The sequence below is a fragment of the Methylophilus sp. 'Pure River' genome, from assembly GCF_046765995.1.
GTDB lineage: Bacteria > Pseudomonadota > Gammaproteobacteria > Burkholderiales > Methylophilaceae > Methylophilus.
Genome location: NZ_JBKOUE010000007.1, coordinates 128,104 through 153,284 on the forward strand (window position 1 = coordinate 128,104; position 25,181 = coordinate 153,284).

Sequence of the window (25,181 nt, forward strand, 5' to 3'; positions counted from 1 at the left end):
ATTGTTTGTCATGATGCAAACACCGCGGTCACCCATGGTTACCCCCTGCCTGGCACTAGCGGCTAGTTGATTCGTTTCAATTTGAAGCGATGTGACAATAGCGACGATGCAGGAAGCGATGTAGCAAGAATTGGCAAAGCTGCGGAAAAATGCAGAAAAAGCCTGCGTGTTTTGCCGTTTATTGCTATCCATCTGGACATTTCCGCTCTAAAGTGGCACTTACAGGCAGTTTTTCTGTCATAAAAAATAATAAAACAGGGTGTTTAAGGCCTAAAAAGCAATAAAAATAATAAAAAACAATGAATTTAGTCCGAATATTTATATAAATGGACTTTCATGGATATCCCCACCGCACTCTCTAAAGCGGTGAATATCAGGAGCGATTAAAATGGGGTTTAGAGAAACAATACTGGGGCTGGACCAGCTGGTCAGCCCTGACTTTCACTTGGTGAAACGCAACACCGGCGATGTGCTGGAACAGGCAGATGCTTTGCCGTTTTGGTCACAGGACTATACGCAGTTGAGTAAAGGTGTTTTTTCAGGGGCCGTGAATAGTGTGAGCTGCAACGGCATCCAAATCTTCACTGAAACCATGAACCGGGCCGTGGACCAGATTGCCAGTGCGCCGCAAGACTCTTATGTCATCGGGCTCACTACAGTGGTCGAAGGCGAAGCCAGTTGGGGATTGCTACCCGTGCGGGTCAACTCGCTGATTACCCTGGATAAAAATGCGGAGCTGTATTTCAGGACATCGACCATTTCAGAAATTACCGTGGCGGTCATCCCGGCCAAACGACTCGAAGCCTATGCAGAGAAGATAGACTGGATGAACTTCAGCCAGGTGATGGGGGCGATCAAACCGGTAGAGTTACTGCCAGCGAATGTCGCCAGGCTATTACTTAGCGCACTGCAATATGGTTTGCAATTTGGCGCCGAGCAGGAGCAACAGCTGGATAACCGGCAAAAATGGGAAAGCTTTGAAGAAGACCTGATGTCGGCCTGTTTGCATGCACTGTTCCACGCCAGTGAAAATACGCATCCGCACTTTGATCACCGCATTCCGCGTTATATTGTGAATCGCGTCAGGAGCTCAACCTTAACCAACCCGAGCTTTCCGCTCACCATTGAAGAGCTGTGCAAGGCTTTAAAAGTCAGCCGTAGAACCCTGAACCATGCGTTTATCCGGGTGCTGGGAATCACCCCCGTCACCTATATGCGCAATGTGCGCCTGCAACGCATCCGCATCGAATTGCTCAATGCTTCAAAAGATGTTTCCAGCATCGCCCACGTCGCCAGCAAGTGGGGCTTCTGGCATATGAGCCTGTTCTCGCGCTATTACCGTGAACTGTTTGGGGAATGCCCGATAGACACCCTGCAAAGAGCAAGAGGCCTGAAGTAGGCCTCTTTTTTACACTGTCCATCACTCTTAATGGTTTGGCAGCATCGCCATTTCTGCACGATTGCGACGGTAAATCAATACACGCGCCACCAGCAAACCCAGCTCATATAACAACCACAGCGGAATTGCCAGCATGCATTGCGAAATGATATCTGGCGGGGTAAAAATAGCCCCCACGACAAATGCGCCGACAATCATATAACCGCGACTTTCTTTCAAAGTCTGTAATTCGACAAGTCCCATGTAGGCAATCGCCACGACGATAATCGGTGTTTGAAAAGACACCCCAAATGCCAGTGTGATGGAGATGAGAAAATCCAGGTAATTACCGATTTCCGTCATCACTGCCACCCCTGCTGGCGCGCTACCGATAATAAACTTAAACACCACCGGGATCACCACATAAAAGGCAAAACAGGCGCCAAGCATAAATAGCGACAAACTGGCCAATACGCCCAGCACGCTCATGAACCTTTCTTTTGGATACAGCCCTGGCTGCACAAACTTCCACAGTTGGTACAAAGTGTGCGGCAGGCTCAATACAAACGCCACATACAAGGCAATCTTCAGCGGAATCATGAATGGAGACGTGACAGAAGTGGCAATCATCCTGCCCCCTGCTGGCAACTGGCTCAGCAAAGGCGCCACAAAAAACTGATGCAACTCATTGGCGAATGGCACGGTAATGCATGCGGCCAGCACCAGGCCAAGCAAGATGCGGATAAAGCGCGTGCGTAACTCGTAAAAATGGCTGAGAGTATCGGTGTGTTCCATCTTGGTTTTACTTTAAAGCGACTGGCTCTGCAACTGGCACCGGTGGTGCGGGTTTGGTGGCGGCTGGCGGCAGCACCATATCCTCAATTTCTGTATGCACATCAATCAAGGTAGATTGCATAGACAGCAGCTTCTGCTGCGCATCAGCCGTGGCTTTCTTCATGGTATCCAGCGCCACCTGGCGGTCAATATCCTGCTTCACGCCAGAGATATAGCGTTGCACACGGCCATACAGCAAGCCATAAGTCCTGGCCAGCTTCGGCAGTTTGTCGGGGCCGATCACAATCAACGCCACCACGACGATGACGATGATTTCAGAAAACCCGACCTCAAACATGCTTGGATTGATCCTCGATGGCAGCGGGTTGCTCGTTCATGGCTTCTTTAAAGCTTTTCACCGCGCCACCCACATCGCCCCCCAGGTTACGCAACCGCTTGGTGCCAAACACCATGGTCACGACGGCCAACACAATGACCCAATGCCAAATACTAAAACTTCCCATGTCAAATCCCCTGTTATGTGTTCATAGATGGTTGCTGCAATCATCCGCCATAACAAGCGCTTGAGTTAGTAAAAATTGGCATAACCTTCACCCGCGCTTCTGCCTGGCGCATAAATCCACGCCTCAAAAGAACAAAGCCCTCATGACAAACATCATGAGGGCTTTAAACAACCTATTGCCGGTGCTAGGCGACTGCGCGCAAATTGCTTGCGCCGGATTTTCCACGTACCAGCGGCAACACCTCTTCGCCGACACGATACGCTTCTTCCAGATGCGGCGTGCTGGCCAGGATAAAGGCATCCGTACCTAACTGCACCAGCTCGTCCAATCTGGCCGCCACGTTTTCATAGCTACCGACAATGCCCAGGGTTTGGCCACCGCGCAGCAGGCTGAAACCGGTCCAGATATTAGGTGACAGGATAAAGTCCTTATAGCTGTTAATGGTTTGTGGACGCAGGCCGCGCTGACGGTTGGCACCGACAGAATCACCAGCGTTTTGTGCTATATAGCGGTCCAGCACCTCTTTGGGGATATTATCGAAGCCACGGCTGACTTCGCGCCAAGCTTCTTCCTCAGTTGGACGCGCAACGATATCGACACGAATGGAGCACTTGATCTTGCGTCCCAGATGATCAGTTCGCTCTTTGACACGGGCAAATTTTTCTTTGATTAAATCCAAAGGTTCCAGCCATGACAAATAGTAATCCGCATGTTTAGAGGCCGACGCCAGCGCTGCATCAGAAGAGCCGGAGAAGTAAATCTCTGGGTACTCTTCTTTAGATAACGGGTCAGGCAGGCCTGCATCTTCAACCTGGTAAAACTGGCCATTGTAAGAGAATGGACCACCTGCCCAGATACCTTTAAGCACATCCAAAAACTCAGTGGTGCGGCCATAACGGTCATCATGTTTCACCGGGTCACCCCACCACAATTGTGACGGACCACCACCACCGGTAATGACGTTATACAGCGCACGGCCGCCGGTGGCACGTTGCAAACTGGCCGTCATGCGCGCGGCTACCACCGGGTTGAGGAAGCCTGGCTGGAACGGAATCATGAAGCGGAAGTTTTTAGTTTCACGCGCCAGGAAAGCAGAAATCACCCAGGGCTCATCTGTATTAGGGAAAGAAGGAATCAAGCCACCCTGAAAGCCGGAAATTTCAGCGGCACGGGCAATTTCTGCCAGATAGTCGATGTAGGTAAAACCATCGTCACCGCCACCACCCAACCCACTCAGGGTTTTGTTGTCGTTGCCGGGAAACCAGTCACCGCGGAATGGATCTCTTGCCCGATGTGAACCGGGTTCGCCATGCGTAGGTATTCTCCAAAAAACATCTATGCTCATTCTTTTCTCCTTATCAATACTTAAGCAGCTTGCTTGTGCGCAGGATTGGTTAACTGGCGTACCAGTGGTAACACATGGGTACCGACACGGTAAGCCTCTTCAAAATGCGGCACTGCTGCCAGCACAAATTGCGTCACGCCCACATGCGCGTAAGCGGCCAATGCAGCGGCCACTTCATCGTAACTACCAATCAACGAAGCCTTGGCGCCTGTATGCTGCTCAGCAAACCCAGGCCATAACAATGCGGAATCATCGGCAGGAATCGTTGCGCCCGTTTGGGTCAAAAATCGTTTGGCATCTTCTAACGCCTCTTCGCGTGTTTCACGCGCCAGCACATCAATGCGCAACGAAAACGCAACTGCGCGGCCTTGTGCCAGCTTGTGATAGGCGGCGATTTGCTGCGCAATCGCTTCATGACTCGCCGCATCCAAGACATGTACATCTGCGTGCCTGGCAGACAACTCAAGCTGTTCTGCACTGTTGCCGCCTAAATAAATGCTGGGCACTTCACGGTCGGATAACGGCCCTTGAAAACCACCATCTTGCACCTCAAAAAAGCGGCCCACAAAATTAAATGGGAACGTCGTCAGCACCCCTTTAGCCACCGTAATAAACTCGTCAATGCGCGCCAGAATATCGGCTTTAGGCACAAAGTCGCCCAATTGCTTACGCGTATGTTCGTCGCTGCTACCTTCGGTGATATGCCAGGCAAAACGGCCACCGGTATACCGCTGGAAACTCACGGCATTTTTGGCGGCATAGACAGCTGAGCCGCGTGAGGCATCAAACTGGGTGAGTAATTTCAGGCGTTGCGTACTGCGTGCCACATAGCCAGCCACAATCCATGGCTCTTCACCATCAGGGTTATCGGGAATAAACACGCCCTGAAAACCGGCGAGATCCGCCGCTTTGGTCACTTGGTGAATGTAATCGAAATAGCTGAAGGCATTGCGGCGCGGGTCAGTAATCCCATTGCCGAACACAGGATAGTGTGGATCCGAGGCTTCACCACGACGCTGTTTGGTGGCATTGCCATAGCGCGCATCCCCAGATGTGGGTAGTTGCCAATAAAATTGATTCGCCATAAGTGTCTCCTTTGTTTCGCAGGCTCTGCGCCTGCCTATTGCAAATAGGTCTCTACAAAGGGTTATTGGCATGTTCCGTGCCAACTGTCAGCGCACAGTTAAAAATGAATAAAAACTGCCCTATCTCCTTGAATATGAATTAAATTTAGTCTTAATGAGCAGCGTTCACCAACGCTAGACCTTCGTCAAACGAAACAGCATTGTTGGTAAAGCAACACCTTGCATGTCGCAAGTGTTGTTATACCAACTTGGAGACGCTCCCAGCAAAGGCGACCGCAAACTCCTTACGTACTTGCGGCTCAAGCACACCAACAATCACCTCAACCCCTGCCGCCCTGAGAACTCCAACGCCCGCACCGGCATGACGCGGATCCGGATCAAGCATGGCAATCACCACACGCTTGATGCCGCTGGACGCCAGCACTTGTGCAGACGATGGCGTTTTGCCATGCAATACACATGGTTCCTGGGTCATATAGACAGTGACCTCAGACAAATCACCTGTAAATCTGGCAAGCGCCATGACTTCCGCATGCGGTTTGCCAGGTGGCTGGGTATAGCCGCTGGCGACCACCCTACCCTCTTTCACCAGTATGCAGCCAACAGGCGAGGCGGGTCTGCAGGCAGGCCATGCCTGACGGCCTACCCGCAAGGCATGGTGCATAAAATATTCGCAGAATGAGGACACAACAATGATGCTCCCGTGAAATGATTATTCAGCGAAGCTAAACTTGCCTTCAGCAATAAACTTTTCGACAGGTTTTCTCGGTGTAGGTTGTTCGCGCTCATGAAAGTCTTCAGGCAATACCGACTTATCCGCTTGCTTACCTACCGCAATGAGGATTTCTACCTGGTAGCCTTCTGGCACGCCTAATACTTCTGGCGCAGCGTCACGGTTAAAGCCACCAATTGCCCGTGTGCGCCAGCCCAGTTGATAGGCCTGAAAAGCCAGGCTTGCCCAGGCTGCGCCGGCATCTAAAGAATGGTTTTTTAACGGCGAGGCTGCAGTCTCGCCCGGGCGTACATGCGTCTTTTTGGAAACCAGTGCAATCAGCACGGCGGCACGATTGACCCAGCGCTGATTGTTTTCGTTGAGTAATGCAAACAAATCCCCCCAATGTGCCGAGCCATTTTTGGCATAAATAAAGCGCCAGGGCTGGGAATTATTGGCTGAAGGTGCCCAGCGCGCGGCTTCAAACAGGCTCAGCAAGCTGGCGTCATCAATCGCCTCACCTGTGTAGGCACGCGGTGACCAGCGGTCAATAAAGATTGAATCCACTGGATGTGGCGCATGTCGATTAGATTGTTGTGTCATATGACTCTCCGGATGTCATCTCAAAATAGGTCAAATTGCATCACTCGTGCATCCCATGAAAATGTGAGCAATCACAGAATGTTTGCTTTTAATGCGAGGACGTTGGTATGGCTGCATGACTATCCCACCAGTAGGCAAGCACCCACTCTTGAGCACCATAATACTTAGGGAGTTGCTGTGGGCGTTGCAGGCGGTGGTGGTAAATAAGATAGTGCTTGGTCAGGTAGCGCCAGGGAATCACGTAATGGCTGTGCACCAAGACGCGGTCGAGCGCATGCGCGGCAATCTCCAGCTCATGCTGGCTATCTGCATTCAGCAACTTCTGGATCAGCGCGTCCAGCACCGGCGATTTCACGCCGATCACGTTTTCCGAGCCTGGGACATCAGCATCCTGGCTATTGAAGTTACGCCAAAGTTCAGCGCCCGGCATTCTGGCCTCGCGTAATGCAATGGTCGTGTAATCATAATCAAACTTATTCATCTGGCTGCGCGCGGTAGCCGCATCCGCCACCCGTTTGACGACTATCATTCCCAGCTTGGTCATATTCAAGCATACGGGATCCATATAAGGCGTCTGCCCGCGGTTAGCAAAAGTTACCTCAATCACAAACGGTTCGCCTTTGGCGTTGCGCAACACACCATCGCGGTTATGCCAACCGGCCTGGCCAAGTAATTCCAGCGCCTTGGTCAGGCTTTGGCGGATACTGCCGGGTGGTTTGGTATTGGGCTGTTCCAGCATGGGGCCGAACACCTCTGCCGGCAACTGTGCACGGTAAGGTTCCAGAATCGCCAACTCTTCCGCGCTAGGCACGCCCTTGGCCGCCAAGGGGCTATAGGCAAAATAACTATTCACACGCTTGAATTCATTATCAAAAATTTTCTGGTTCATGAACTCAAAATCCATGGCGTAATTCAAGGCCAGCCGCACGCGCGGGTCCTGGAACTTTTCACGGCGCAGATTCACAATCCAGCCATTCATGGCAACCGGGTTCTGGTGCGGCACCAGTTCTTTGACCAGTTCGCCTTCATCAAAGCGTTTACCAATATACTGGCAGCACCAATAGCGCATCTTGTTTTCACTCAGGAAGTCAAAATCCCCGGCGCGCAAGGCAGCCACCATGGTGTCAGTGTCTTTATAGATGCGGTAAATGACACGTTCAAAGTTATAGCTGCCAACGCGTGCAGGCACCTGCCCCCCCCAGTAGGCAGGATTGCGTTTATACGTCACGCCCTGACCACTGACGGCACGCTCGATTAAATAGGGGCCGGAAGCGACGGGAATTTCCAGGCCGATCTTGTTAAATGGCACACGGCTACCATCCGCTTTCAACCCCCACTTGGGTGAGAAAATTGGCAGGCTGCCGGCGACAAATGACAGGTCCCGGCCTTTGCGCTTGAATTCAAAATGCACGGTTTGTGCATCAATCACTGTCAGTGACTTGATCTCGGCAAAATAGGCTTTAAAGCGTGGATTGCCTTCTTTATTGGTCAAGGTATCAAACGAATATTTGACCTCTTTGGCCGTGACCGGGTCACCGTTGGAGAACTTGGCAGACGGATTGATATGAAACGTCACGGCACTGAAATCCGGCGCCAGCTTGATGTCGTCGGCCAGCAAGCCATATTGCGTATTGATCTCATCCAGGCTGTATACCGTCAGTGTTTCAAACATCTGTTCAATCAGGCCGGGGGCGGGCTTGCCTTTAAGGCTGAATGGATTGAATTTATCAAAGCCGCTGTTCTGGCTGATCACGGCAAAACGAATCTGGCCGCCTTTAGGGGCGTCAGGATTGACATAGTCAAAATGTTTGAAATCGGCTGGATATTTTGGCTCGCCAAACTGGGCCACGGCGTGCGCAGACAAAGCACTATCCATAGGCAGCATAACCCCTGTCACAAAAGACAACGCCATCAGCAAGGCCCAGGGCAATAAAGAGTGATTGGATCGAATATGCATATTGTTTTTATCTTGATTAAAGCGAGGCTTGCACCAGTGACTGTGTATAAGGATGCTGTGGCGTGTGTATGATTTTCTCGGTATCGCCGGACTCAATGATTTCGCCATCCTTGAGCACATACACGCGGTGCGCGAGCGCCTGGATCACGGCCAGGTCATGGCTGATGAGCAAATAACTCAGCCCAAACTTCTTCTGCAGGCTCACCAGCAATTCCAGCACCTGTTTCTGGATCGACACATCCAGCGCTGAAGTCGGCTCATCGAGAATGACGACTTTGGGCGACAGCACAAATGCGCGCGCAATCGCGATACGCTGGCGCTGGCCGCCAGAAAACTCATGTGGGTAAGAATCCAGTACCTGTGCACTGAGGCCCACTTCGGACAGCACCTGCACAATGCGTGTGTAACGCTCTTCGGCAGTCAGCGCTGGGAAATGCAACTCCAGCCCCTCGCCGACAATCTGGCGGACGGTCTGCCGCGGTGACAATGAGCCAAACGGATCCTGGAATACCACTTGCAACCTGGCGCGCATTTCGCGCTGCAAACGCTTGCTCAGTTGATACAGCGGTGCGCCATCAACTTCGATGGTGCCCGACTTGACCTTGATCAGGTTGAGCACAGCCTGCGCCAGTGTCGATTTGCCTGAACCGGACTCACCAACGATGCCTACAGTTTCACCTTCACGCAGCGTCACATCTGCGCCATGCAAGGCAGTAAAACTGTGTGATTGCAACAAACCACGCCAACCTTTGCGGGGCAAGGGGTACTCCACGCGCAGTTTGCGTGCCTCCAACAAGGTTTTAGCATCACTGGCCACGGGTAACACATTACGTTCAGGGATGCTGTTGATCAGCTTAATGGTGTAAGGATGTTGCGGCTGCGCAAACAAGGTTTGCGTATCGGCGGTTTCCACCAGGCGGCCACGCTCCATCACCGCCACCCTGTGCGCAAATTTACGCACCAGGTTGAGGTCATGCGTAATCAGCAGAATCGCCATCGCCTGCTCGCCATTCTCACGTACGTCCTCTTCCTGAATATCAATCAGTAATTTGACGATGCGTGCGCGGATGGTCATATCCAGTGCGGTGGTCGGCTCGTCGGCAATCAGCAGTTTGGGTTTGCAAGACAAGGCCATGGCGATCATGGCGCGTTGGCGCTGGCCGCCCGATAACTGGTGCGGATAACTGTTGATGTTTTTTTCCGACTGGCGGATGCCGGTGCGTGTGAGCAATTCCAGCGTTTTCTGCGTTGCTTCAGCACGTGACAAGGCCTGATGCGCAACGATGGTTTCCACAATCTGTTCGCCAATGGTGAACAACGGATTGAGCGCCGTCATCGGTTCCTGGAAAATCATGGCAATATCGGCGCCACGTACACGCTGGATGTCACGCGCGGATTTTTGCAGCAGGTTTTCGCCGTTAAACACGATCTTGCCGCTCAACTGCGCCGCTTCGACCAGCTTTAAAATCGAGAGTGCCGTCACGGTTTTACCCGAGCCAGACTCACCTACCAATGCGAGCCGCTCGCCGCCTTGTATGCTCAGGTTCAGTTGTTCAACCACGGTTTTCTGGTCAAAACGGGCCGAGAAATTCTCTATGGATAATAATGGCTGTGTCATTACAACGCCCCACCTTGTCTGGCATCAGAAATGCGGGTATCCAGCGCATTACGTAGCGCCTCGCCGGTAAAAGTCAGTAACAGCAAGGTCAGTACCAGCACACTAAAAGAAGACAATGCAATCCACCAGGCGTCGAGGTTTTCCTTGCCTTGTAGCAGCAGCTGCCCCAGGCTGGGCGCCGGTGCGGTCACGCCCAGGCCAAGAAAATCCAGGCTGGCCAGCGCCATAATGGCGGCGCTCATACGAAACGGTAAAAAGGTGATCACCGGTGTCAGGCTGTTAGGCAGAATATGGCGCCAGATAATCTGTGTGTTGGATAAGCCCAGCGCCCTGGCAGACTTCACATACTCAAGCTGGCGATTACGCAAAAACTCGGCGCGCACATAATCAGACAAAGTGATCCAGCCGAACAGCGACAACAATCCAAACAGCAACAGCAAGCTGTGATCAAAAATCGAGGCAAAAATAATCAGCAGATACAGCTCTGGCATGGAGCCCCAGATATCAATCAGGCGCTGTATCACCAAGTCGGTCTTGCCAGCAAAATAGCCTTGCACGGCACCAAAAAAGATCCCCAGCACAACACCCACCGCAGTCAGGCCTAGCGCAAACGTGACTGAGACGCGGAAGCCATAAATAAGCCTGGCCAGGATGTCATAACCGGCAATATCGGTACCTAGCAGGTTTTCATCATCCGGCTTGCCAGGATAATGCTCGGCCTTGGAAAAATAGTTGAGCGTGTCGTAGTAATAAGGGTTGAGCGGGTAAATAGCAAAATTGCCCGCTTTGCTCAGTTGCGCCTTGATAAACGGGTCATGGTAGTCGGCCTTAATAGGTAAATTGCCGCCGAAGACAGATTCCGGATACTCATTGAGCAAAGGGAAATACCATTGCTGCTCATAATGCACCACCAGCGGACGGTCATTGGAGATCACCTCCCCGGCCAGGCTGAGCACATACAGTGCCACAAATACAATCAGGCTCCAGTATCCCAGGCGATTGCGTTTGAAACGCTGCCAATTACGACGGGCAGGAGAAAGATGGGGAATAACTTGACTCATGATGACTCCGGCCTTACGAATCTTGACGATCAAACTTGATGCGGGGATCCACCAATACGTAAGCAAAATCGCCCAGCAACTTGATGAACAATCCCACCAAGGTAAACAGATATAGCGTGCCCAGTACCACCGGGTAATCACGGCTATTGATGGATTCAAATGAAAGCAGGCCCAGGCCATCCAGCGAGAACAACGTCTCAATCAGCAGGCTGCCGGTAAAAAAAGCCATGATGAACGTAGCAGGGAAGCCCGTGATCAAGGGCAGTAAAGCATTTCTGAACACATGCTTCCACAACACCTGGCGCTCGGACAAACCTTTAGCGCGTGCGGTCAGCACATACTGGCGGCGGATTTCTTCAAGAAAGGTGTTTTTCGTCAGCAGTGTTTTGAACGCAAACGTGCTGACGACGGAAGCCGTCACCGGCAAAGTGATATGCCACAAGTAATCGGTGGTTTTGGCCAACGGGCCGAGTTCCGCCCAGTTATCCGAAGTTAAACCACGCAGCGGAAACACGTCCCAGAACGACCCCCCGCCAAACAGTACAATCAACAGCACGCCTAATACAAAACCAGGGATAGCATAACCAAACAGCACCAGGAAACTGGTGATAAAGTCAAAACTGCTCCCAGCCCTGACCGCTTTGGCGACGCCTAATGGCACGGCAATCAGGTAGGTCAGCGTAAACGTCCAGATGCCCAGTGCCACTGAAACACCTAATTTATCCTTAATCAGATCCCAGACACTCTGATTACGGAAATAACTCTCACCCAGGTCAAAGCGGGCATAATTCACCAGCATCTGCCAGTAACGTTCCAGCACAGGCTTATCAAACCCATACAAAGCAGTGAGTTGTTCAACCTGCTGCGTATCAATGCCCTGCCTGCCACTGTAACTCCAGCCACCTGTGCTGGCAGAACCATCAGCACCTGAGTGTGTGTCTTGTGCATTGATTTGCGCAATGGCACTATCGACCGGGCCACCGGGCACAAACTGGGTCACCAGAAAAGTGAGTGTCATCACCCCGATCAGGGTGGGGATCATCATCAGCAAACGTTTTAACAGGTAATGCCACATATTATTTTCTAAGAGATCAAGGTTGATGACTACATCAGATCGATGAGGTATTGCAGTTTCCGTACCAACTGTTGATTTCTTTCTCAGGCGACAACTAAATTAAACTTATTTATTTAAAATCAAAAGGTTAAAGACATCTAAAGATAAGAGCACAAGAGAAGTGGAACAGGACGTGTGATGCGCTGCCAACAGCTGCGGATGGCAGCTGTTGCAGGAAATACATTTAAAGAAACACTGAATCAGTGATTAGGCGTGGTAAACCAGATGCGGCGGATCAGGCCATCTTTTTGCACGAACTGGTGCCAGACAAACGCGGCCAGGTGCAGGCTCAACAATCCAGCCAGCACATAGGCCGTCACACCATGCCAGCCCATGATCTGGTGCGCCAGATCCTTATCGACTGGAAACAGTGGCTCCCAGTGAAATACAAACAGGTTAAAACCGTGATTGAATGCACTGGCAAGCAACCCTACGCCAGGCACAATCAGGATCAGCGCATAAATAACAATATGGGCGTAATGCGCCAATTGCACCTGCCAGCGGCTACCGGGCACATGCTCTGGCACAGCATGCGTGAGCCGCCAGTAAATCCTGAACAGCACCAGCGCAAACACAATGAGCCCGAATGATTTGTGATAGTTGTAAATCAGTTTGCGTAACGGGGTTTTAGGCAGCTCTGGCATAAAAAAGCCAACCACGAGCAGGCCGATAATCAATACGGCAACTAGCCAATGCAACACAATGGCAGTGTTGTTATATCGTTTGGGAACGAGTGTATGCATATAACCCCTTATTTTGTATGCGGATTGTGTGGCCGGTTCAAGCTCAGGTTTTCGCGATAGGTTTTGCCTTCATACTCCTTGCGGAAGATGCCACGGCGTTGCAACTCTGGCACCACCAGACGCGTAAAATCTTCCAGGCCTTTGATTGAATATGGCGGCACCACATTAAAGCCATCGGCCCCTTTTTCGACAAACCATTGCTCTATGGTGTCTGCCACGGTTTTAACCGAGCCGATGGCTTGCAAATGGCCACGCGCCACGCGGAATTTCAGCACCAGTTGACGAATCGTCAGGTTCTCACGCCTGGCTAATTCGAGTTGCTGCTGGAAACGGCCACGGCCATTTTCACCTGGGTCATAAGGTAAATCTGGCAATGGGCCATCGAGTGGATATTGAGATAAATCCTGGCCGCCGAATTCGAGGTCAGAGAAATCAACCAGTGCCTGCAACTCACCATATTTGTCTTGCGCCTCCTGGTCAGTTTCAGCGACGACAACATTCAGGCCAGGCGTAATTTTGAGCTGGTCTTCAGCGCGGCCATATTTGGCCATGCGTGATTTCACGTCAGCATAATAGGCCTTGGCGACTTCCAAAGAGGTCGCAGAGCTATAGGTCATCTCCGCTTCGCGTGCTGCAAACTCACGGCCAGTGTCAGAATTACCTGCTTGCACAAATACCGGGTAGCCTTGAATCGGTCGTGGGAAATCCAGCAGGCCTTCTGACTTGAAATACTGGCCGTTAAAATTGACCGGATGGCCCGAAGCCGGATCATAAAATTGCCCGCTCTGGCGGTTAGGGTGGTCAAAGGCATCGTCGTCCCAGCTATCCCACAAGGCCTTGGTTAACTGGATAAACTCACTGGCGCGCGCATAGCGCTCCTCATGGGTAATCGGTGCTTCTATGCCAAAGTTTTTGGCCGTGACCGGGTTCAATGACGATACCACGTTCCAGCCCGCACGGCCACCGCTCAGGTGATCAAGCGAAGTAAACTGGCGCGCGACATTGTAGGGGTCAGAGAAGTTAGTATTCACTGTCGCAACCAACCCGATATTTTTGGTGTGTGCGGCAATCGCGGATAACAAGGTGAATGGCTCGAAGTGAAAGTTGTTCGGGTTTTTGACTGCCTGTTTGTCTATCAAGCCCGAGCGACCAATAAAGTCAGCCACAAAAAAAGTATCAAACTTGGCGGCCTCGGCGATCTGGGCTGCGCGTATCCACCACTGCAAATCCGGACGGCCATTCTCGGTCCAGGTCGGGTGCAACCAGCCTGCCGGATGGTGCCCATAACGCAGTAAAAATACATTTAAAACCAGTTGTCTGTTTTTGGGTTGACTCACGATTGTGCGCTTTCAATAAAAAGTCGGGCGCAAGCTGACCTTGCTCCCGACTCACAGGTGAATGAAGTTAAGCTGCTTTTTGCTTGAGCAGATCGGCAATAAAACGACCTGAATATTGCTTGGCTTTCTCTACCAGGCCGGTGCGCTTCCACTGCACCTCAAGTGCGCCTGGGGTGTACTCTTTGGCACCACCAATTTGCTCGGCCAGTGACTGGAAGCGTGCAGCTTCTTCAATCAGCAGAACCAATTGCGAAGTACCGATAATGCCTTTGCCCCAGATATTGGCGCCGCCGTTGGATTCCAGCAAAGCAGGGGGGGGTGCCAGCTCAGGATGTTGATCCAGGCGCTCGGAAATAATCGACAACACGCTGCGTGTGCGGTCGAGGTGGTTAGGAATCTCACGTGCCAGCAAATAACGTTGCGCGGCGACATACAAAATCGGGAAGTTGATTTGTGCCAGTGACCATGCGGCCAGGTAAGGCGTGTGTGCGTGAATCACAGTGTCGGCATCAATGCGCGACTCGTGCAGGATATGATCTTTCTTTTCAGAGAACGTATCAATGCTCACGACCGGATCACGCGAACGCTCCCATGGCCATGGAAAGCGGATATTCAGCAACTTATCCTGGCCAGGAATTTTGTGCGTGATATGGTAAGTCCAGGTCGCCGACAAGGTACCGGTTTCTTTCAGAAAGTTGAACGAATGCAAAGCGTCAGCCTTGGCCTGTTCTACATATTTAATTAAATCTGCTTCTGTGACGATGTCGCTCATGGTTTAGTCTCCTGTTTTAGATGGTTTTGCCGACTATCCCGCTGCAAACAACATGCCAACGCAGGTATCGCGCTATCGAACCAGGGCAGCGATGCTGTAGGTCATTGATTTTTAATCATTAGATGATCACCTTAGCTGCCAGATCTAAAAACTTTCACCACGCCACAATCAACATCATTCTGTTTGCCAGGCAACAGAATGGCCATATTTTGTTGCTGATACAACAAATCCGCCAGTCACCTCACAACACGATGTAATGACATATTTCACCACCGTTTATCGCCGCGAAAAAACACCTCTGGCGACATAAGAAAACAGAGCACTGACAGGCACGAGAAGTGTTCCATCAGCAACATTCGCGACCACAATTGTTTGACTGGATTGTTGCTAACAAAACAATTGCCACGTTTGTCCACCATGCATAAAAAAACAATTTTCCTTTAAAAATCATGAGACTAACAACCACAAGCATGACTGGCATGATTCATGCCATTGAGGTTACAACACTTGTTTAAGTGCACTATCTCAACTCAAGGGAACATTATGAAAAGAATTAAAGACACCATCGGCGGACAACAGCCGAGCAATGTATGGAAACAAAGAACTGTCAAAGCCGCTGTATTAAGTGCTTTTGCCGGCTCGTTAGCATTGAATCCAGCCTGGGCGGCAGAAGAAGAAAAAGTAGTGGAAAGCCAAGAAGCCCAAACGTCAGAAACTGCCGAGAACAAAAAGCCTGAAGAAACCCAGGCACAAGAGTCCTCCTTGGGTAGCGTCACAGTGACAGCCAACAGACGTAAAGAAAACGCACAAAAAATCGCTACGCCGATCACCGTGCTTAAAGGCAAAGACCTGCTGGACCAGGGCGTAGGCCGCTCTGCACAAGAGGTCTTTAACTATGTACCTAACGCCACTGCTGTTGGCCAGCAACATGGCCGTCCACGCTGGTGGATCCGCGGTATTGGTGCAGGCCAGCAACAGCTCGATCTTGCCAGCCCGATTGGTTTTTACCAGGACGAAGTATATATCAGCAATGCCTCTGCGACTGGCTTCCCGCTGTTTGACCTGGAGCGCGTAGAGGTACTGCGCGGCCCGCAAGGCACCAAATACGGCAAGAATACGACAGGCGGTGCAGTGAATATCATCTCGCAAAAACCTTCATTGAAAGAAGGCAAAAACGACGACTATATCAAGGCCGATTACGGTACATTTAACGATAAAGTACTGCAAGGTGGTTTTAATGTGCCGTTGATTGAAGACCGTTTGGGCGCACGTATTTCGGTCTACCAGGAAGATATTGATGGCCGTTTTAATAATATTTTTAACGGCACCAAAGATGGTGGCCTGCAAGACGGTGCGATTCGCGGCCAATTATTGGGCAAGATTTCTGACGATGCCGAAGCCTTGTTGAATGTGCATTACCGCAAATACAAAACGGATGGCACCATTCTCAACACCAACAGTTATGCCGCGAATGGCGTATTACGTGGTGGCTATGCACCAAGCACCGGTTATAACGATGTCAGCACTAACGCAGACAACTGGAGCAACACCTCACAAACGGGTGCCAGCCTGAACTTCAAATGGAATGTAGGCAAATTGGCACTCACCTCCATTACCGGGTTTGAAGGCTATAAAAACGAATCCTTAAGCGATAACGACAACACACCGCTGGAGCTTTCCCGCCAACATGTGGACAGTGAAACACGCCAGGTATCGCAAGAGTTCCGCATCACCTCACCACGCGAAGACCAATGGAACTGGCTGGCTGGCGTACATCTGTTTAGAGAAAATATTGATAGCGCGACACAAACCGGTAAACTGCCAGCCGCTCAGGTTGCAAACGCCAGTACGGCAGGCTCAGGTGCCAGCGTTACCTACAATGACAGCGTTCTCAAGCATGAAACGACCAGCTTTTCATTGTTTGGTAACACCACATACAACTGGACAGAAGATTTCGCCACATCTGCCGGCTTAAGCTGGAGTCGCGAGCGTAAAGAATATGATTTAAATCGTAGAGGCTCGACTGGCGTTGGTTCATACAGTAGCCTCGGCCGCTGGTGGGAATCATATACGGGGGCATTCTCTCCAGCAGGGACACTCACCTCCGGCACCTTCAGTGTCAGCGACTCAGCCACCTGGGATCGCTGGAGTTACGACTTTACACCGGAACTCAAGCTGAGCCCGACAGACCGCGTATTCTTTAAGTATGCGCACGGCATCAAGTCTGGTGGTTTTAACACGGCAGCAACCAATCTGGCGGCGGTGAATCAGGTCAAACCAGAACAACTGGACTCTTACGAGTTAGGTTATAAATCCGAATGGCTGGCAGGCCGCCTGAATTTCAATGCCACTGCGTTCTACTACGACTATCAAGATGTTCAGGTGAACGTAGTAGGCTTTAACGCATTAGCGGGCGCAACCGTCTCTTACTTGCAAAATGTGAACAAGGCCAAGACATACGGTTTGGAACTGGAATTACAAGCACTGCCAACCAACGACTGGTTTATTAATGGCAGCGTCGGCCTATTAAGCACAAAATATGAAGATGCCGAAATTCTCAATAATGGTGGCAACTTTAATGGCAACCGCCTGGTACGTGCACCTAACGTCACCGCCAACCTGCTAACGACCTACACCTTCCATGTCGACAACGGTGCAAAAGTGGTGGTCGGTGGCGATGCACGCTTCCTGTCCAAACAATACTACTTTGTGACACCACAGGGCGTGGACTCCAATGGCGTCTATCGTTCTGCGCTGGAACAAGGGGCTTTCACCATTGTGAATGCACGTATTTCATATGTGACACCGGGTAACAAATATACGGTGACCGCCTATGCCAACAACCTGTTCGACAAGCACTATCTGCAACACTCTACCCCTTCATATAGTGCGGCACAGGGCGTTTTTGGCGACAACCTCTATCAAGGTGCAGTGAGAACCGTTGGTGTTTCTTTCGCAGCCGCGTTTTAAACATTGGTAGCACCTTTGTCAGCGCCAGGGCACTTCGTGTGTTCTGGCGTTTTTTGATTGATATTCCACAAAGGAGGACTGCTTGAAGTCCTATATCGAGACACAGGAAAACGGTTTTCAGGCGCCATTGGCGCGTGCATCCTTTTTTCAATTCAAACAACCCTTGCTGCGCTGCCTGGCTTTGTACGCCTACATGCCGTGGCAATTCAGCTTCACCGCCCTGCTGTTTATCCTGGTCAATGCGGGCATGGCATGGCAACTCTGGCTGGTCGGCCAGATTGTGCAGTCCATCCATCTCGGCGAATTCGTCACGCGCAATGCCCAGGGCCTGCTGGACTTTTCCCATGCCCGTCACTGGCTGACGTTATTGATTGGTGTGGCGGTTGGCCGCGCGGTCTTGCAATATGTGGGCGGCGTGATGTCACTGATCATTGGCCAGGAGCTGCTATACATCCTGCGCGAACGCATTTTGCACCAAGTACAACGGTTAGACCTGGCCTATCACTGGCAACATGGCATTGGTGAAATCGTGACGCGCACCACACGCGATGCCGACAAAGTGCGTGATGCCCTGATTAACTTCTGGCGACAGGTATTCGAAGCTAGCATCTGGGTACTGATCTCTGTGACTGTCCTCAGTGTTTATCACCCATTGATCGGCCTGGGCACACTATTACTGGTGGTGGCTGGCATGTGGTTGTTCGTCAAGCACACCAACACCCTGGTGATTCTCGACCGCGAAGTCGGCAATGCCTACGACCAGGTCAATCAGGAGCTCAGTGAGGGCGTCAATGGCATCCGTGTGATTAAGGCGTTCGGGCTGGAATCTCCCCGTACCAAACACTTTGCCAGCCTGGTCGACACCTTTGTCAGCCATGCGCATACCGCACTGGCATTTGCCGCCAAAAAAATTCCTTTACCGCAGATTGTGATTGGTTTCAGCCAGGTATGGATTCTGGCTTTTGGCGCATACCTGGTCAGCCAAGGGGCTTTGAATATTGGTCAATTGGTGGCCGCCTTGCTGATCGCCAATGCCCTGGTGTTCCGCGTCGAAGGCATAGGCCGCGTGATGCAGGTGTTTGCTGACGCCCGCTCATCGGCCACCCGCATCTGGGAGCTGCTGGATGAAGAACCACGTATCCTATCTGGCCCCCACACACTGGCGACGCAGGCGCTAGGCTTCCGTTTAAGCAATGTCACCACGCAGGCGCCCAACAGTGACCAGGCGATTTTGCATCATTGCAGCCTGGAGGTCAGCCCAGGCGAAACCGTGGCCATTGTCGGCGCCACCGGTGCCGGTAAAAGCTCACTGGCCGGATTATTGCCGCGACTGCTGGATGCCAAGCACGGCAGTGTAGAGGTCGGCTCGGCCTGGGCAGGTTGGCATGACGTGAAAACCTTACAACTGCAACAGCTGCGTAAATCTGTGCATGTCGTGCCGCAAGAGAGTTTCTTGTTCTCTGACACGCTGGCGGCCAACTTACGCCTGGCTAAACCGGATGCGACCGATGAAGAGTTGTTGCAAGCGTTGCATCTGGCCGCTGCCGATGGGGTGCTAGAAAAACTCAGCGATGGCCTGCACACCAAAATCGGTGATCGTGGCATCACACTGTCTGGCGGTCAACGCCAGCGCATCAGCCTGGCACGCGCCTTTTTATCGGCGCCATCAATACTGGTCCTGGATGACTCAACCAGCGCACTGGATGCGATTACCGAGCGCAAAGTGCTAGACAACATCCGCAACCTGCGCCACAGCACAGGCAAAAATATCACCGTGCTGATTATTGCCAGCAAGCTATCGACTATTTTACTGGCAGATCGTGTCGCCATGCTGGCAGAAGGACGCATTATCGCCGAAGGTACACATGAAGACCTGATACAAACACATGTCGCTTACCGCGACTTAGTTGGAGTGCAACATGGCTGAAAAATTAAGACAAGAGCGTGCCCTCAATGACATTGAACTGGAACAGGCGCTGGCAAAAAAAAGCCTGGACCGCAATATGTTCTGGCGCCTGCTGCCATTACTGAAACAGGTTTCAGGTAAAGTCACCGCCGTGATTTTGCTCGAGGCCTTGCTGGTAGGCGTGATTTTCATCCGCCCCTGGTTTTTACGCGAGGTGATTGACCACGGTTTCATTCAATCGGCGCAAGGCATCGTCCTCAATACACCATTGCTAGTGTGGATGAGCATAGGCATGGGCCTCAGCTGGATCGTGCGTTTTGGCGTTTCCGGCTTGTCGCAATACCAGTCCGGCAGCGCGGCTGTGCATATCCTCAACAGTTTGCGCGTGCAGGTGTTCGCACACTTGCAACAACTGAGCATGCGCTACTTCGACCAGACCAAAGCCGGGCGCATTATCTCGCGTGCTGATCGTGATATTGATGCACTGGAGCCGCTACTGATTCAAGGGCCGCCAGAACTGCTGTCAGCATTGTTGCGCTTTGTCGTCGCCAGCGTCGCCTTGTGGGTGATTTCACCTAAGTTGCTATTGGCCCTGGCCAGCATTGTGCCCGTGCTGTTTGCCGCCACCTGGTTATTCAAGCGTATTTCGGAAAAAAACTGGGCCAAAGTGGCCGAAGCCAGGGCGCGCTTCACGACCCATCTGGTAGAAACCGTGTCTGGCGTACGCATTATCAAGCAAACCGTGATTGAGGATGATAACGCCACCCGCTACCGCGCGTTGTTGCACGACTTCAATACCATTTTGATCAAAGGCAACCTTAAGTCCAGCTGGTTTTTACCGCTGACACAAGTGCTGAGCACCGTGGGCATGGCGTTTCTGCTGGCCACCGGCAGCCTGGGCATTGTCGAACACGAGATGACGGTTGGACAAATTGCACAGAGCCTGTTTTACGTACAACTGTTTCTAGGCCCATTACAAGAATTGAATGACCTGTTTGAACGTTATTCTACGGGCGCATCTTCAGCGCAACGTATTTTTCTGTTGCTGGATACCGAGCCGGAAATTGTCGATCCGGCAACTCCACAACTACCTGCAGCACGTGGCCATGTTGCTTTTAACCATGTGCATTTCAAATACAATCCGCAGGCACCTAACTACGTGATTCAGGGCCTGAACCTGGACATCCCGGCCGGGCAAGTACTGGCCATTGTTGGCCCGACCGGCCACGGCAAGAGCACCATCGTGCAACTGCTGACGCGCTTTTATGAAGTGAATGCAGGCGAAGTACTGGTCGACGGTGTCAATGTCAAAGACTATGCGCAAACCAGCCTGCGGCGCAAGGTCGGCCTGGTGTTGCAGGATAATGTCCTGTTCAGCGGCACCGTGCTGGAGAATTTACGCCTGGCCGCGCCCGAGGCCAGTGATGCGGAACTGATACACGCGGTGAAAGAGCTAGGTGCTGACGAGATTCTGGAACGCCTGCCACAAAGCTATGCCACGCAAGTCGGGCCATTGGGTGCATTCCTCAGTCATGGCCAGCGGCAACTGGTGTGCATAGTCAGGGCCTACCTGGCCAACCCGGCCATCCTGGTGCTGGACGAAGCCACGTCAGCTGTCGACCTGCAAACAGAACGCAAAATCCAGACTGCTTTCAGGCGCTTATGCGAGGGCCGCACGGCCATCATCATCGCGCACCGTTTATCAACCATCCGTGATGCCGATGCCATCGCCGTGATTCGCGATGGACAGGTGGTAGAAAAAGGTTCGCATGGCCAGCTGATTGCACTGGACGGTCATTATTCAGGACTATACAAAGCCTACCAACAAGCCTCAGAAGCCACCCTGGCCGCTTGATGCTGTCAAACCAACAGTTAGCCGGGAGCGGATGTTGCACAGGCAACAAAGTGTCCGTTCCCGCGCAACACAAAAACCATTATCTCATTGATTATTAATAGAATTACCTGCTGGCACGCTTCCTGCAATTGATTGAGTTCCCAAGTCGTATTCACTCACAATCAGGAGACAAGCATGTCCGCAGATAACAAAATTGATAGCATTTGGTACACCCGCTGCCCGGTGCCCACCCCACTTGGCCTCGCCGCACGCGAAGGCTGGATCAGCAGCGAATTTGTGCAAGATGGCATCGCCATCAATACCTTGCAGGAAACCCAGGATCCAGAGTTGCTGGAGTCACACTACGACCACCGCTTGCCGCACTCTTTCCGCCAGGGCGGCAATGTACCAGCCATCTGGGCCAAAGCCAGGGGCACAGATACTAAAGTCATCGGCCTCAACTGGGTAGACGAAGCACAACTGATCGTCACGTTGCCAAACTCAGGTATTAGCAAACCAGAAGACCTCAAAGGCAAACGTATCGCCTTGCCTAAAAATGACATCAGCATCGACCACCAGCGCGCCAGCGCTTTGCGTGGCATTGTCGTGACGCTGGAAGTCGCCGGTTTGACGCCAAAAGACGTAGAGCTGGTCGATATTGCCGTGCCAAAACAAGCGCCAACAATAGGCTGGTCATCTGGCACACGCGTGGCTTACGCGCCAGAATATGAAGCCTTAAAAAGTGGCGAAGTCGATGCTATCTATGTCAAAGGCGCGCGCGGCTACGAAAGCGTAGACAAGCATGGTGTGACCATCATTTACGATGTGCGTAACCATCCGGACCCGAAAGTCAGAGCCAACAACAGCGCCCCACGCCCGATCACAGTGGATGCCGCCTTGTTGCGCGACCGCCCTGACCTGGTCGTCCGTTTTTTGAGCCGTGTAGTTGATGTGGCTGAATGGGCTGCCAAACACGAAGCCGACACCGTGGCTTATATCGCCAAAGAGTCAGGCTCTACCGATGAATGGGTACGCAAGGCTTATGGCAATGATGTACACCTGCACCAAGGTACCAACCTGGATGCTGAAGCAATTGCTGCGCTGGAAGGCTACAAAAACTTCCTGCTGGAATGGGGCTTCCTCAAGGGTGACTTCGATGTTAACGCCTGGATCGACCCGGCACCATTGGCAGAAGTGTTCCGCCTGAAGAAAAAAGCCGCTTAATGCATTAGTGCATGGCAACAGGTATTGCCAGATGGCAGTACCTGTTGCGCCCCCCAATAATTGACATAACACATGATTGCCGAGATTCCCAGCCCCATTGACTTAAAACAAACCGCCGATGCCGAGGAATGGGCACGCACGGCCTTCATCAAACGCCCGGCGCGGACCGAATTTATTGAAACATTCGCGTGCATTGCGACACAACTGGCAACACAAAAAAACATACGTATCCTGGAGTTAGGCTCCGGCCCAGGTTTTCTGGCCGAGCATCTGTTACACACCTTTCCACAGTGCCAATATATCGCGCTGGATTTTTCTCCAGCCATGCACACATTAGCCAGGCAGCGACTGGGCTCAACAAATAAAACAATCCAGTTTTTAGAACGGGATTTTCTTGACCCGAACTGGGTACAAGGCCTAGGCCAATTCGACCTGATCGTGACCATGCAAGCCGTGCATGAACTGCGCCATAAGTCGCGCGCCAGCACCCTGCACACTCAAGCCAAAAGGCTGCTCAACCCGCATGGCAATTACCTATTCTGCGATCATCATACGGATACAGGCGGTATGAACAACACCGAGCTATACATGTCCATCCTGGAACAACAATCATCTTTGGCAGAAGCTGGCTTTAACCATATAGAACTGATTCTGGAGAAAGCAGGCATGGCACTGCACCGTGCTCACTGTCATTAAGGCTGCGAGTTGATGCCAACACCAGCCCTCACAACCGAACAACCATATCAAGCAAAAGGAGTTTTATCATGACCCTCAGACTAGGTGACATCGCCCCGGACTTTACACAGCAATCCAGCCAGGGCCCGATTTCTTTCCACGAATGGCTGGGCGACAGTTGGGCCATCCTGTTTTCACATCCGGCTGACTACACGCCCGTGTGCACCACCGAGCTCGGTGCCACCGCCAAGCTTGCTGAAGCGTTTAAAAAGCGTAATGTCAAAGCCATTGCCCTTTCGGTAGACCCGGTTGAATCACATCATGGCTGGATCAAGGACATCAATGAAACACAATCCACGGATGTGCAGTTCCCCATCATTGCCGACGCCGACCGCAAGGTTTCGACCTTGTATGACCTGATCCACCCCAATGCCAGCACCACGGCCACCGTGCGATCTGTATTTATCATCGACCCGCACAAAAAAATCCGCCTGACGCTGACTTACCCGGCCAGCACCGGGCGTAACTTTAACGAGCTATTACGCGTCATCGACTCATTGCAACTGACTGAATACCACAGCGTCGCCACCCCGGCCAACTGGGAAGACGGCCAGGATGTCGTGATTTTGCCGTCGATCACCGACCCTGTGGTGCTTGAAACCAAATTCCCCAAAGGCTACAAAACCGTCAAGCCCTACTTACGCCTGACACCACAACCGAATAAATAAGCGGTAGATACAACGGGCCGGTGTTACCTCCGGCCCTCCCCACCCACACGTATTGCCGAGAACCTATTCATGACACGATTAACACCATTATTGATCGCCGTTTTATGCTTACTCAGCCTACCAGTGCAAGCAGCCGATGCAGTGAACGTCGATACCCCACGTGGCGCACCAATCAGTGTGGTTGTGAATTTCCCTGAAGGGAAAGGCCCTTTTCAAGCAGTGATTCTGGGGCCAGGCACCGGTACCATGAAGCAAAAAATCAATGAAGTGGTGGAACGCGAACTGCTAAAGCACAACATTGCCGTGTTCCGTTTCGAGTGGGCATTCTATGTGAAAGACAAAAACGGCAAGCCCTCAGATACTGACCGCTCACCAGAGATTGAAGACTTTACGACCGTCGTCGCGCTCGCCAAAGCCGACAAACGCGTGGATCCCAACGCCATCATTGTCGGCGGAAAATCCCGCGGGACGGTCATCGCCTGGCAGATTCTGCGCAACGACCCAACGCTCAAAGGCATCTTGCAACTGACACCAGTTTGCAGCAAAGAAGGCTTTACTGCCGACCAACTACACCCAGACATTGCCAACGAGCGCAGACCCTCACTTTGGATCGCTGGCGATGCAGATTCCGCATGCAACCCGAAAACACTTTATAGCTTGCTCGCGCGCGCCGGAGGCCCTGCCAGGGCTGCGATTGTGATTGGCGATCATGGTCTGGCAACAGGACCGACCAGCCAACTGACAGCACAACTGTCTGCCGACTTCATATCAGCGGCAATCAAATAAAGAAATATATGCCATGCGCAAATTAAAAATTGTTG

At 51.9% G+C, this 25,181-nt stretch carries 22 protein-coding genes; 8 read left to right on the forward strand and 14 right to left on the reverse strand.

Annotation, left to right across the window (positions count from 1 at the left end):
* The first annotated feature begins 388 nt into the window (after positions 1 to 388).
* A complete protein-coding gene (locus tag ACIDE9_RS10060; protein ID WP_411994544.1) occupies positions 389 to 1,399 on the forward strand; it encodes a helix-turn-helix domain-containing protein in 1,011 nt (336 codons plus the stop codon).
* 27 nt (positions 1,400 to 1,426) lie between these two features.
* On the opposite strand, the gene tatC is transcribed toward ACIDE9_RS10060, so the two are convergent.
* The 14 genes from tatC to ACIDE9_RS10130 form a co-directional block, all read right to left on the reverse strand.
* On the reverse strand, positions 1,427 to 2,173 hold the full coding sequence (gene tatC, locus ACIDE9_RS10065) for a twin-arginine translocase subunit TatC (protein ID WP_411994545.1): 747 nt from the start codon (positions 2,171 to 2,173) through the stop codon (positions 1,427 to 1,429).
* A gap of 7 nt (positions 2,174 to 2,180) precedes the next feature.
* Positions 2,181 to 2,510, reverse strand: a complete 330-nt coding sequence (gene tatB / locus ACIDE9_RS10070) for a Sec-independent protein translocase protein TatB (RefSeq protein WP_194754690.1) — start codon at positions 2,508 to 2,510, stop codon at positions 2,181 to 2,183.
* Positions 2,503 to 2,676 (reverse strand): Sec-independent protein translocase subunit TatA, encoded by a 174-nt coding sequence (gene tatA / locus ACIDE9_RS10075; RefSeq protein WP_047516589.1) that lies wholly within the window; start codon positions 2,674 to 2,676, stop codon positions 2,503 to 2,505. Before tatA ends, tatB begins: the two co-directional genes overlap by 8 nt.
* A 184-nt stretch (positions 2,677 to 2,860) precedes the next feature.
* Positions 2,861 to 4,021 (reverse strand): LLM class flavin-dependent oxidoreductase, encoded by a 1,161-nt coding sequence (locus ACIDE9_RS10080; RefSeq protein ID WP_411994548.1) that lies wholly within the window; start codon positions 4,019 to 4,021, stop codon positions 2,861 to 2,863.
* A gap of 20 nt (positions 4,022 to 4,041) precedes the next feature.
* Positions 4,042 to 5,106 (reverse strand): LLM class flavin-dependent oxidoreductase, encoded by a 1,065-nt coding sequence (locus ACIDE9_RS10085; RefSeq protein WP_411994550.1) that lies wholly within the window; start codon positions 5,104 to 5,106, stop codon positions 4,042 to 4,044.
* A 238-nt stretch (positions 5,107 to 5,344) separates the two neighbouring features.
* Positions 5,345 to 5,770 (reverse strand): bifunctional diaminohydroxyphosphoribosylaminopyrimidine deaminase/5-amino-6-(5-phosphoribosylamino)uracil reductase RibD, encoded by a 426-nt coding sequence (locus tag ACIDE9_RS10090; protein ID WP_411994551.1) that lies wholly within the window; start codon positions 5,768 to 5,770, stop codon positions 5,345 to 5,347.
* 48 nt (positions 5,771 to 5,818) lie between these two features.
* Entirely contained in the window at positions 5,819 to 6,421 is a 603-nt protein-coding gene (locus ACIDE9_RS10095; RefSeq protein WP_411994553.1) for a nitroreductase family protein, read from the reverse strand.
* Between the two features lie 88 nt (positions 6,422 to 6,509).
* Complete coding sequence (locus ACIDE9_RS10100; RefSeq protein WP_411994555.1) at positions 6,510 to 8,378, reverse strand: extracellular solute-binding protein; 1,869 nt, start codon at positions 8,376 to 8,378, stop codon at positions 6,510 to 6,512.
* A gap of 16 nt (positions 8,379 to 8,394) precedes the next feature.
* A complete protein-coding gene (locus ACIDE9_RS10105; RefSeq protein WP_411994557.1) occupies positions 8,395 to 9,996 on the reverse strand; it encodes an ABC transporter ATP-binding protein in 1,602 nt (533 codons plus the stop codon).
* Positions 9,996 to 11,057 carry an ABC transporter permease gene (locus ACIDE9_RS10110; protein ID WP_411994559.1) on the reverse strand — a complete coding sequence of 354 codons (1,062 nt, stop codon included), beginning with the start codon at positions 11,055 to 11,057 and terminating at the stop codon, positions 9,996 to 9,998. The genes ACIDE9_RS10105 and ACIDE9_RS10110 overlap by 1 nt, the downstream gene beginning before the upstream one ends.
* A gap of 13 nt (positions 11,058 to 11,070) precedes the next feature.
* Positions 11,071 to 12,132: a microcin C ABC transporter permease YejB gene (locus tag ACIDE9_RS10115; protein ID WP_411994561.1), complete on the reverse strand. Its 1,062-nt coding sequence runs from the start codon at positions 12,130 to 12,132 to the stop codon at positions 11,071 to 11,073.
* Positions 12,133 to 12,371: 239 nt separating this feature from the next.
* Positions 12,372 to 12,914, reverse strand: coding sequence for a cytochrome b (locus ACIDE9_RS10120; RefSeq protein ID WP_411994563.1), 543 nt, complete (start codon positions 12,912 to 12,914; stop codon positions 12,372 to 12,374).
* A gap of 8 nt (positions 12,915 to 12,922) precedes the next feature.
* Positions 12,923 to 14,251, reverse strand: coding sequence for an LLM class flavin-dependent oxidoreductase (locus ACIDE9_RS10125; protein ID WP_411994565.1), 1,329 nt, complete (start codon positions 14,249 to 14,251; stop codon positions 12,923 to 12,925).
* A 67-nt stretch (positions 14,252 to 14,318) separates the two neighbouring features.
* On the reverse strand, positions 14,319 to 15,023 hold the full coding sequence (locus ACIDE9_RS10130; protein WP_194754695.1) for a class II aldolase/adducin family protein: 705 nt from the start codon (positions 15,021 to 15,023) through the stop codon (positions 14,319 to 14,321).
* Positions 15,024 to 15,566: 543 nt separating this feature from the next.
* On the opposite strand from ACIDE9_RS10130, the gene ACIDE9_RS10135 reads away from it, so the two are divergent.
* From ACIDE9_RS10135 to ACIDE9_RS10165, 7 genes are all read left to right on the forward strand, one after another.
* Complete coding sequence (locus ACIDE9_RS10135; RefSeq protein WP_411994568.1) at positions 15,567 to 17,993, forward strand: TonB-dependent receptor; 2,427 nt, start codon at positions 15,567 to 15,569, stop codon at positions 17,991 to 17,993.
* An 82-nt stretch (positions 17,994 to 18,075) separates the two neighbouring features.
* On the forward strand, positions 18,076 to 19,920 hold the full coding sequence (locus ACIDE9_RS10140) for an ABC transporter ATP-binding protein (RefSeq protein WP_411994570.1): 1,845 nt from the start codon (positions 18,076 to 18,078) through the stop codon (positions 19,918 to 19,920).
* The gene (locus ACIDE9_RS10145) at positions 19,913 to 21,754 is read left to right on the forward strand and encodes an ABC transporter ATP-binding protein (RefSeq protein WP_411994572.1); all 1,842 of its coding nucleotides are present in this window, start codon (positions 19,913 to 19,915) and stop codon (positions 21,752 to 21,754) included. Before ACIDE9_RS10140 ends, ACIDE9_RS10145 begins: the two co-directional genes overlap by 8 nt.
* 174 nt (positions 21,755 to 21,928) lie before the next feature.
* Complete coding sequence (locus ACIDE9_RS10150; RefSeq protein WP_411994574.1) at positions 21,929 to 22,957, forward strand: ABC transporter substrate-binding protein; 1,029 nt, start codon at positions 21,929 to 21,931, stop codon at positions 22,955 to 22,957.
* 72 nt (positions 22,958 to 23,029) lie between these two features.
* Positions 23,030 to 23,653 carry a class I SAM-dependent methyltransferase gene (locus ACIDE9_RS10155; protein ID WP_411994576.1) on the forward strand — a complete coding sequence of 208 codons (624 nt, stop codon included), beginning with the start codon at positions 23,030 to 23,032 and terminating at the stop codon, positions 23,651 to 23,653.
* A 68-nt stretch (positions 23,654 to 23,721) separates the two neighbouring features.
* Entirely contained in the window at positions 23,722 to 24,360 is a 639-nt protein-coding gene (locus ACIDE9_RS10160; RefSeq protein WP_411994578.1) for a peroxiredoxin, read from the forward strand.
* Positions 24,361 to 24,429: 69 nt separating this feature from the next.
* Positions 24,430 to 25,146, forward strand: coding sequence for an alpha/beta hydrolase family protein (locus ACIDE9_RS10165; RefSeq protein WP_411994580.1), 717 nt, complete (start codon positions 24,430 to 24,432; stop codon positions 25,144 to 25,146).
* The last annotated feature ends 35 nt before the right edge of the window (positions 25,147 to 25,181 follow it).